This is a genomic window from Acinetobacter sp. 22512 (assembly GCF_052044755.1).
GTDB lineage: Bacteria > Pseudomonadota > Gammaproteobacteria > Pseudomonadales > Moraxellaceae > Acinetobacter > Acinetobacter pittii.
On sequence record NZ_JBQENP010000002.1, the window covers coordinates 289,954 to 300,372 of the forward strand.

Here is a 10,419-nt window from a genome sequence, read left to right on the forward strand (position 1 = left end):
CATATAGGTTAAGCACGATTTAAATCTTTATCATGCATACCGAGTAAATAAAGCACACCATCTAAACCAACACTTGAAATCGCTTGATTTGCGTTTTGGCGTACTAATGGTTTTGCACGATAGGCAACACCTAAACCTGCGATCGCAAGCATCGGTAAATCGTTTGCACCATCGCCTACTGCCATCGCTTGCTCTAGAGAAATCCCCATCTTATTTGCAAGCTCGCGTAATAACTCAGCTTTACGGGCACCATCTACAATCGCACCTTTCACTTCGCCTGTTACGAAACCGTCTTGGACATCTAAAATGTTAGCGTGAACTTCATCAATACCGAGTTTGCCTTGTAAATACTCAGCAAAATACTGGAATCCACCAGATAAAATTGCCGTTTTATAGCCAAGTGCTTTTAAAGTCGAGATAAGACGCTCTGCACCTTCGGTAATGGTTAAACGCTCTGCAATTTTAGGTAAAACAGCAGCATCAAGACCTTTTAATAATGCAACACGGGCACGGAAACTTTGCTGAAAATCAAGCTCACCTTGCATCGCTCTTTCAGTGATTTCAGCAACTTGTGCGCCTACCCCTGCTTCAATCGCCAACTCATCAATCACTTCTTGTTCAATTAACGTTGAGTCCATATCGAAACACACCAAACGGCGATTACGTCGATAAGCGTTGTCTTCTTGAACAGCAACATCGATATTTAATTCGCTTGAAAGAAGTAAACATGCAGCTCGCATGGCTTGTGCATCTAAAGTTGGGCCGCTACTTAGACCAAACTGTACACAGGCACGACGTGGGAATGCACTATCCTTTTCAAAGTCTACACGACCTGATAAACGCGTTACTGTTTCGATGTTAAAGCCTTGGCTAGACACAATTTTTGTAACTGCTTGTAAGTGTGCCGCAGTGAGTTCTGGAGCTAAAGCCGTGACGATATAACGAGTCCGACCACCTTCACTTACCCATTGATCGTATTCTGCGCCCGTGATTGGTTTAAAGCGCACTGTTAAGCCAATATCATGTGCTAAAATCAGAATCTCTTTCATTGCCAATGCGGTCGCAGTTTCATTATCAGAAGCGACTACAATGCCTAATGTAAGTTGATTATGAATAACAGCCTGACCTACATCCAGTATTTGCAATGAATGTACGGATAGTACTTGCATTAATCGGGTAAACTGGTTTGGTTGGTCCGGTCCTAAAAAGGATATAAGAATGATTTCTCGCATGAATTGACTCTAGTCTGAGTGACAACTATTGTAAGAATCATAATCGAATTTCAATATAATTGCCTTGGAAGTTTAACTTGATTGCGCCTAGACAAGGGCTATTTGCTAGCCTACTGATCGTTAGTTTTGCATTGCATACCTTTTTATTGGTCATTGCAACGACACACCAGCTTAATGAAAACCGTGCGAGTCAAGGTCAGCTCATGACCAGTCAGCTCGTTGCAGACAGCTTATCCGAGCTTGAACCTGCTAATACGGTGTCTTTGGCTCTGATTGCCAATCGCTATGCGACCAATCCAAGTGTTGCGTCTATTCGCATTCTTGATGCAAACAAACAGGTTCTAGCAACGAGCGGAATTTCAAAAACCCGCCAAGGCGAAATTTTTGCTCGTGATGCCCTTCAAAATGAAAAGAAAGTCGGATCTATTGAAGTTACGTTGATTCAGCCAAGTATCGGAGAAATTCTTCGTACTCAATGGCTTGCAATTTTAGCTTCTCTGTTTTTGCATGTTTTATTGTGGCTTGCCTATCGCGCGATTGCTCGTCCAACACGAAGTGAATATTTGGCACGCATTAATGAAGAAAACCGCTTGAAGCATGAAATTCAGCAGTTAACTCAAGCATTGGCTCTAGAAAAACAAAATACGGTAACCTTGGTTGCACAAGCTCAGCAACAAGCTAAAGCGAAACCAGCAGCTCGCCAACAAGCCGAAAAAACTTCAGATTCAGCTGACCAACATACGTTGGCACTCAATATTCAGTTTTATGACCCTAAACAGTTATTAAGCAGTGTTAACCAATCGGTATCTGTTCCTTATTTCAAACTCTGCCAGCTCTTTTTAAACAAGAGTATTGAGTTATGCGTTAAGCATTACCAATTGAAACTCACAGATATTGAAGTAGTAGATGAGTTTAATGCCGACGGTGCGACACTTGCGATTTCAACCTCTCATACGCATGCCGTAGAATGTCTACTTATGATTGGAACAGTATTCCAATTACTTTCAGATGTTTTATATAAACGTTACCGTGAAGATAAACGCTTTGCGCTGCAAACTCGTAGTGCAACATGTAATGCTGTAGAAGCTATGCAAATCGATGCAAAAGAAGCTGCTCAACGTTTAGCACAGCATCTTCACGCTAAAGAGTCTGCTTTATATCTCGAAAATGAACAGCTCAAAGCAATTCAAGACAGCTACCAACTTGTTGCTATGCCAAACCCAAGCAATGTGATGACACGTCATGCATTTATGATCAATGGTATGAATGCAGAATGTGCTGAACTTGCTCAAAATATCCGGACTGAAATTTTAATGGGAAAAAAATCAATCCCACAAAGTGATAGTCCAAGTAGTGCAGCTTCATAAAAAGTAACTACGCGCATCAGAACCTAGCCTTTTGGCTAGGTTTTTTTATTTAAATTCATACCTTTTATTTAAAACTACTCCTTTTTCTTATGATTTATTTGTATAAATAAATCTCGATCTATTCTTAGAGGTCACAAATTTGGATAAATCAGAATCATAGGCAAAATTCTCTAAACAGCGTAAACTATGCAAAATTTATTAAATAGAAATTGTCTTACGACAAAAAAAGGTGAAAGCGAATGCCGCTGAGTCGTGTTGAAGATCTTGTCGCCGATATTCGTGCAGGCAAAATGGTTATCTTGATGGATGACGAAGATCGCGAAAATGAAGGTGATCTTGTCATTGCAGCAACGCATGTTCGTCCTGAAGATATTAACTTCATGATTACCCATGCACGTGGTCTAGTTTGCCTAACGCTAAGCCGTGAGCGCTGTAAACAGTTAAACCTTCCGTTGATGGTTGACCAAAACGGCGCTCAGCACAGTACAAACTTTACCTTATCAATCGAAGCCGCTGAAGGTATTACCACGGGTATTTCAGCAGCAGAGCGTGCACATACAATTCAAGCTGCTGTCGCAGCGCATGCAAAACCAACTGATATCGTACAGCCGGGTCATATTTTCCCGTTAATGGCTCAACCAGGCGGTGTTTTACATCGTGCAGGCCATACCGAAGCAGGTTGTGATTTAGCTCGTTTAGCAGGCCTTGAACCGGCTTCTGTCATTTGTGAAATCATTAATGAAGATGGCACAATGGCACGCCGTGCAGATTTAGAAATTTTTGCCGAGAAGCATGGCTTAAAAATTGGTACAATTGCGGACTTGATTCACTACCGCATGACCAATGAGCAAACGGTTGAACGTCTGGATCAAAAAACCATTCAAACAGAATATGGTTCATTTGAACTTTATCGTTATCGTGAGATTGGTAACCCGGACATTCATTTGGCTTTAGTTAAAGGCGAGCCAAAAGAAGGTGTTACAACAGTACGTGTGCATGGTTTTAGTCCAATTCGCGATTTGCTTAAGCTAAATAAAGCTGATGGTGAACCTGCGTGGAATTTAGACCGTGCCCTACAGACGATTGCAGCGAGTGATCGCGGTGTTTTAGTCTGGATCGGACAAGATCATTTGCAAGACTTGGGACCAGCGTTGGATGATTTAAATAAGCCAAAACCGGTGAAATCCAATGCAGCACTTTCACATCAATATCAAACCATTGGTGTCGGTGCTCAAATTTTGCGTGACTTAGGTGTTGAAAAAATGAAGCTTCTTAGCTCACCATTACGTTTCAATGCTTTATCTGGCTTTAATTTAGAAGTAGTGGAATATGTCACTGCTGATCAAATCACAACGAAATAATCGAGGTTGCTATGGCAATTCGCCGTATTGAAGGTTTATTACATCTCGCAAGCGAAGGTCGTTATGCGATTTTAGTGGGTCGTTTCAACAGCTTTGTTGTTGAACACTTATTGGATGGTGCAATCGACACATTAAAACGTCATGGTGTAAATGAAGATAACATTACTGTTATTCATGCTCCTGGCGCATGGGAACTCCCGATTGTTGCTAAAAAATTAGCTACATCAAACCAGTTTGATGCCATTATCGCACTTGGCGCAGTTATTCGTGGTAGCACACCACACTTTGACTTCGTTGCTGGTGAATGTGCAAAAGGTTTAGGTGTAGTCGCGTTAGAAAGCAGCTTGCCTGTCATCAATGGTGTATTAACTACTGATAGCATCGAGCAAGCCATCGAACGTTCAGGTACAAAAGCAGGAAACAAAGGTAGCGAAGCTGCTTTAACTGCAATTGAAATGGTTAATTTATTAAAGGCAATTTAAAGCATGTCTCAAACACTGCAAGCCGCTTATGCAGCAAAACGTAAAGCACGTCGTTTTGCTGTACAAGGTATTTATGAGTGGCAAATGAGTCACAACCCTGTACATGAAATCGAAGCACGCACCCGTGCTGAAAATGCAATGCACAAGGTAGACTTAAACTACTATCACGAACTTCTAACACAAGTGATTGCACAGCACGAAGATCTTGATGCATTACTTATTCCGGTTCTTGACCGTGAACTTAGTGCACTTGATGGTGTAGAGCTAGCAACATTACGCTTGGGTGCTTACGAGTTACGTGATCATTTAGAAGTACCTTATCGTGTCGTTCTAGATGAAGCTATTGAACTCGCTAAACACTTTGGTGGAGCAGATAGCCATAAATACATTAATGGCGTTCTAGATCGTTTAAGTTCAACACTACGTAGTGCTGAAAAACAACAAGCAAACTAATAGGTTTGAAGTTGATATGGCTGAGTTTTCTATTATTGACCAATACTTTAACAGACAATCTTACACAGATGTCACCTTGGGTATTGGAGATGACTCAGCCTTAATTACCCCTCCCGTAAACCAACAATTGGTGATCTGTGCAGATACACTCGTTGCTGGACGTCATTTTCCTCTTGATACCTCTGCCCATGCAATTGGCTGGAAAAGCGTAGCTGTCAATCTTTCAGATATTGCAGCAATGGGGGCAAAACCGCATAGTATTTTACTGGCGCTCAGCCTACCTACAATTGATCATGAATGGCTTGAAGGATTCAGTCAGGGAATTTATGACTGCTGTAATCAATTTGGCGTTGCTCTTATTGGCGGAGATACGACTCAAGGCCCTCATCTCACCATTACTGTTACGGCCATGGGCTGGATTGAAAGCGGACAAGCCGTGTTACGTTCAGGTGCCAAAGTCGGTGACTATGTTTGTGTGAGCGGTCAAGTTGGTGATGCAGCTTATGGTTTACAGCACCTAGGTCATCCATTACAAAAAAGACTAGACTATCCGACACCACGTTGTCAACTTGGACAACAGTTAAAGGGATTAGCATCTAGTATGATTGATATTTCTGATGGATTAGCCCAAGATTTAGGTCACATTTTAAAAGCTTCAAAGGTCGGTGCCCGATTACTTTTAGAAAAGTTACCGATTGATTCAACGCTAGAAGAACTACCAGAACAACAGCGCTGGCAATATGCGCTAGCTGGTGGTGATGACTACGAATTATGTTTTACAATAACACCGCAAAATTATGAAAAACTTTTGCAAAAACAACTAGACATTAAGATTACAATGATCGGAGAGATCGTTGAGCAAACACAACTAACTTTTGAGCACGTGGGTTCAGATTACCCATTGCAAATTCATGGATACCAACACTTTGCATAAGCCACCGATTCATTTTAAGGACATGTCTTGGTTCAACCGCTGCATCGTTTTCTGTGGAGTTGGTTTCGGATCTGGTCTCGCACCTAAAGCTCCTGGTACTTTTGGCTCTGCCTTTGCCCTACTCTTCGTTCCAATCTGGTTATCACTTGGCTTTAACTTAAGCTTGATCGCCATCCTTATCATGTCATTGATCGGGATTTATATCTGTGGTCAAACTGCAAAAGTCCTTGATGTTCATGATGATGGGCGAATTGTGTGGGATGAATTTGCAGGACAATCAATTACTCTTCTGCCTTTAATCTTTTTTAATATAATGTCGTTACAATGGGCACTAATTGGTTTTTGCTTATTCCGCCTATTTGATGTTTGGAAACCTTGGCCAATCCGTGTTGCCGACCAGAAAGTTGCTGGTGGTTTCGGGATCATGCTAGACGACATCATTGCAGGGCTTTGGGCGGCCCTCTGTATCATCATATTTATTACTTTTTGGGGCGTAACGCCATTTAAGTAGGTTTACTCATGTCAACTACCGTCATTATCCTTGCTGCAGGTAAAGGAACGCGTATGCGTTCTCAGCTTCCTAAAGTACTACAACCTTTAGCGGGTCGCCCACTTTTAGAACATGTCATTCAAACAGCAAAAAAAATACACGCAGAAAATATTATTACGATTTATGGGCATGGTGGTGACCACGTCAAACAAACTTTTGCACAAGAAAATATTGTGTGGGTTAAACAAGCAGAACAACTAGGTACAGGCCATGCGGTACAAATGACTTTACCCGTACTTCCTAAAGACGGGATTTCATTAATTCTTTATGGTGATGTACCTTTAGTACGTCAAACAACGCTAGAGCAACTTGTTGAAGTTTCAAGTAAAACGGGCATTGGCATGATTACTTTACATGTCGACAACCCAACAGGTTATGGTCGTATCGTTCGTCAAGAAGGTAAGATTCAAGCGATTGTTGAACATAAAGATGCAACAGAAGCTCAGCGTCAGATTCAAGAAATCAACACAGGTATTTACTGTGTTAGCAATGCAAAACTTCATGAGTGGTTGCCTAAACTTTCAAACGAAAATGCGCAAGGCGAATATTATCTAACTGATATCGTAGCAATGGCTGTTGCAGATGGTCTAGAAATCGCATCTATTCAACCAGAACTCGCTTTTGAAGTTGAAGGCGTCAATGACCGCTTACAACTTGCTGCACTTGAACGTGAGTTCCAGCAACAGCAAGCAAAAGAGCTTATGCAACAAGGCGTAACTTTTGCAGACCCTGCACGCTTTGACTTACGCGGTTCTGTAAAAGTTGGACATGACGTTCGTATTGACGTCAATGTGATTATTGAAGGTGACTGTGAACTTGGCGATTTTGTAGAAATCGGGGCTGGTTGTATTTTAAAGAACACCAAAATTGCAGCCGGAACTAAAGTTCAAGCCTATAGCGTTTTTGATGGCGCAGTTGTAGGCGAAAATGCTCAAATTGGACCATTTGCACGCTTACGCCCAGGCGCTAAATTGGCAAATGAAGTACATATCGGCAACTTTGTTGAAGTTAAAAATACAACGATTGGATTGGGTAGTAAAGCTAACCATTTCACCTATTTAGGTGATGCAGAAATCGGTGCTGAATCGAATATTGGGGCAGGTACGATTACTTGTAATTACGACGGTGCAAATAAACACAAAACCACTATTGGTGATGCCGTTTTTATCGGTTCTAATAGCTCGCTGGTTGCTCCGGTGACCATTGGGAGTGGCGCAACAGTTGGTGCTGGTTCTGTGATTACGAAAGATGTAGCCGAGCAAAGTCTCTCCTTTGAACGTGCACAACAAATTTCAAAAGCAAATTATCAACGTCCCCAAAAGGTTAAAAAATAAGAGGATTGAAGTATGTGTGGTATCGTCGGAGGCGTTGCACAACGTTGTGTAACCGAGATTTTACTTGAAGGTTTAAAACGTCTTGAATACCGCGGTTATGATTCTGCGGGTGTTGCTTTACTGAATAACCAACAAATTTTACGTGAGCGTCGTGTAGGTAAAGTTATCAATCTTGCAGAAGCTGTCGCTGAACACCAACTTGCGGGGGCTATCGGGATTGCGCATACCCGTTGGGCAACACATGGTAAACCAACTGAAAACAATGCTCACCCTCATATGTCAGGTAAGGTCGCTGTAGTACATAACGGTATCATTGAAAACTACCAAGAATTAAAAGACGACCTTCAAGCTTTAGGTTACGTTTTTACTTCTCAAACAGATACTGAAGTTGTTGCACACTTAGTTGCTGAAGCATTAAAAAGTACAGATAGCCTTTTAGAAGCTGTTGAAACTGTTGTACCTCAGCTTAAAGGTGCTTACGCGCTAGGTATTATCCACAGCGATTATCCAGATGAACTCATTACTGTACGTGAAGGTTCACCACTCGTGATTGGTGTAGGTATTGGTGAAAACTTTATTAGTTCAGACCAACTTGCACTTTTGCCTGTAACTAACCGCTTTATGTACCTAGAAGAAGGTGATATTGCACGTCTTACACGTACTTCAATTGAAGTATTTGCAAATGGCGAGCGCGTTGAGCGTCCAGTACGAGAGCTTGATGCAACCGTAAGCAGTGCATCAAAAGGTGAATACAAACACTACATGCTCAAAGAAATTTATGAGCAACCAGAAGCAATCAAGCAAACAATTTCTCAAGCGCTTGATGGCAATAGCTTACGTGATGATTTCTTGAAAAATGCTGATGCAGATTTCAATAAAATTCAAAGCGTACAAATCATTGCGTGTGGTACAAGTTATCACTCAGGAATGATTGCGAAATATTGGTTTGAGCAACTGATTGGCGTGCCTTGCCAAGTTGAAATCGCAAGTGAATTCCGCTATCGCACTCCTGTAATTGTTGAAAATACACTTTATATTTGTATTTCACAGTCAGGTGAAACTGCCGATACTTTAGCTGCACTACGTGAAACTCAAAAGCGTGCGAAAGCAAACAATATCGATATTCAGACTTTAACCATCTGTAACGTTGCGACGTCTTCAATGGTTCGTGAAACTGATCATCACTTATTGACGCTTGCTGGTCCTGAAATTGGTGTTGCTTCAACTAAAGCGTTCACGACTCAGCTCGCTGCGCTTATGTTGTTAATCTTGAAAATTGGTCAAGTTAAACAACGTATTAGCCCTGCTCTGCTTGAAGAAATTACACGTGAGTTATGGCACAGCCCGAAAGTTATTCTTGATACGCTTAAGTATGATCCAGAAATTTTGCGTTTGTCTGAATTATTCGTTGAAAAAAATCACTGCTTATTCTTAGGCCGTGGTACGAATTATCCAATCGCATTGGAAGGCGCATTAAAGCTAAAAGAAATTTCATATATTCATGCCGAAGGCTATGCAGCTGGTGAGTTAAAACACGGTCCATTAGCACTTGTTGATAATGAAATGCCGATCGTGATTCTTGCTCCAAATGATGAAATGCTTGATAAGCTAAAATCAAATATGGAAGAAGTTCAGGCACGTGGTGGTGAATTATTTGTTTTCGCGGATGAAAATAGCGGAATCAGTGAAAAAGACCGTCAACACGTTGTACATATTCCAGCAGTAAACGAATGGTTAGCTCCAATCGTTTATAGCGTACCAGTTCAGTTATTGTCTTATCACGTTGCTGTATTACGTGGTACCGACGTTGACCAGCCACGTAACTTGGCCAAGTCAGTAACTGTAGAGTAATTCAAAAAATATCATTATTAAGGCATCACCTGCTTTAATAATTGATTGATTAAGCCCGATATGTGTAAGTGCATATCGGGCTTTTTTATTGCATTCATATCACTACACAGACGCTTTTGCGTATAAGAGAATCTAGTTTGATAGTAGAAAACTTCCCTAGGCCCCTGAGTCACAATGGACTTTTACTTTTGCGCTGATTTAAAGTTTGAGAGATCATTGCGACACAGAGATAAAGGAGCTAAGCGAACTTAGCCCATTTCAGTTTTGTCGCAGCGTTGAATGCTGCTAAACAAGTTAGGGGCAAAGTCCTGTGGGAGAACAGGACTTTGCAAACTGGTGTGTTTTAAACGTTGTACGGTTTGAGATGAATACACCTGCGCGAGCTGTTGGCAAATACAATCGCAACTTGCTTGCATGTGTTCACCTGATAAGCAAATTCTTTTAAATTCCTGCTGAGCATTGGCTTCATCATTTGTAATACCGTAAGCACCGACCACAAGGTTTAAAACTAATATAAATTTATGAAGTTTCATATTATTCTCATGATTATTTATATCTTTAAATAAAATAAAAATATTATTCGTTTAAATATTAAAATAATTTTTTAAATAATAGTTAGCCCTCCCATAAATACAGGAAAATAAAATAATTAAGATTTTAAAATAAAAATAATTTATAAATTTAAAATATCAGGTAGCAAAAACCTAAATTTTAAATAAATAAAATAGTTAAATGAGAGAGAAAATGAGTTTGAATAATGGCATGGCCAACTCCTTAAAAATGGAGTCCTACCACCAAATTGAACTGCACCCCATAAGTTAGACTTTTAAAACTTATGAGGTGTGCTCTATGCCA

Annotated in this window: 9 protein-coding genes and 1 pseudogene; 8 read left to right on the top strand and 2 right to left on the bottom strand. The window is 40.8% G+C overall.

What is annotated here, in order from left to right; all coding sequences use genetic code 11:
• Positions 1–8: 8 nt before the first annotated feature.
• Positions 9–1,232, bottom strand: a complete 1,224-nt coding sequence (serB, locus tag ACTJJG_RS04335) for a phosphoserine phosphatase SerB (RefSeq protein ID WP_005804373.1) — start codon at positions 1,230–1,232, stop codon at positions 9–11.
• 59 nt (positions 1,233–1,291) lie between these two features.
• Between serB and ACTJJG_RS04340 the strand changes: the two genes are divergently transcribed.
• From ACTJJG_RS04340 to glmS, 8 genes are all read left to right on the top strand, one after another.
• A complete protein-coding gene (locus ACTJJG_RS04340; RefSeq protein ID WP_080612948.1) occupies positions 1,292–2,599 on the top strand; it encodes a hypothetical protein in 1,308 nt (435 codons plus the stop codon).
• Positions 2,600–2,838: 239 nt separating this feature from the next.
• On the top strand, positions 2,839–3,960 hold the full coding sequence (gene ribBA / locus ACTJJG_RS04345; protein WP_002119278.1) for a bifunctional 3,4-dihydroxy-2-butanone-4-phosphate synthase/GTP cyclohydrolase II: 1,122 nt from the start codon (positions 2,839–2,841) through the stop codon (positions 3,958–3,960).
• Between the two features lie 11 nt (positions 3,961–3,971).
• Positions 3,972–4,442 (top strand): 6,7-dimethyl-8-ribityllumazine synthase, encoded by a 471-nt coding sequence (gene ribH, locus ACTJJG_RS04350; protein WP_002119264.1) that lies wholly within the window; start codon positions 3,972–3,974, stop codon positions 4,440–4,442.
• A gap of 3 nt (positions 4,443–4,445) precedes the next feature.
• Entirely contained in the window at positions 4,446–4,895 is a 450-nt protein-coding gene (nusB, locus tag ACTJJG_RS04355; RefSeq protein WP_002119137.1) for a transcription antitermination factor NusB, read from the top strand.
• Positions 4,896–4,911: 16 nt separating this feature from the next.
• A complete protein-coding gene (thiL, locus tag ACTJJG_RS04360; protein WP_017398991.1) occupies positions 4,912–5,829 on the top strand; it encodes a thiamine-phosphate kinase in 918 nt (305 codons plus the stop codon).
• Positions 5,807–6,340 carry a phosphatidylglycerophosphatase A family protein gene (locus ACTJJG_RS04365; RefSeq protein ID WP_017398990.1) on the top strand — a complete coding sequence of 178 codons (534 nt, stop codon included), beginning with the start codon at positions 5,807–5,809 and terminating at the stop codon, positions 6,338–6,340. The genes thiL and ACTJJG_RS04365 overlap by 23 nt, the downstream gene beginning before the upstream one ends.
• An 8-nt stretch (positions 6,341–6,348) precedes the next feature.
• On the top strand, positions 6,349–7,713 hold the full coding sequence (gene glmU, locus ACTJJG_RS04370; protein ID WP_017398989.1) for a bifunctional UDP-N-acetylglucosamine diphosphorylase/glucosamine-1-phosphate N-acetyltransferase GlmU: 1,365 nt from the start codon (positions 6,349–6,351) through the stop codon (positions 7,711–7,713).
• Positions 7,714–7,725: 12 nt separating this feature from the next.
• The gene (gene glmS / locus ACTJJG_RS04375; protein ID WP_372552654.1) at positions 7,726–9,564 is read left to right on the top strand and encodes a glutamine--fructose-6-phosphate transaminase (isomerizing); all 1,839 of its coding nucleotides are present in this window, start codon (positions 7,726–7,728) and stop codon (positions 9,562–9,564) included.
• A 238-nt stretch (positions 9,565–9,802) separates the two neighbouring features.
• Here the strand turns inward: glmS and ACTJJG_RS04380 are convergent.
• Positions 9,803–10,097: pseudogene (locus ACTJJG_RS04380) on the bottom strand (hypothetical protein).
• Positions 10,098–10,419: the final 322 nt, after the last annotated feature.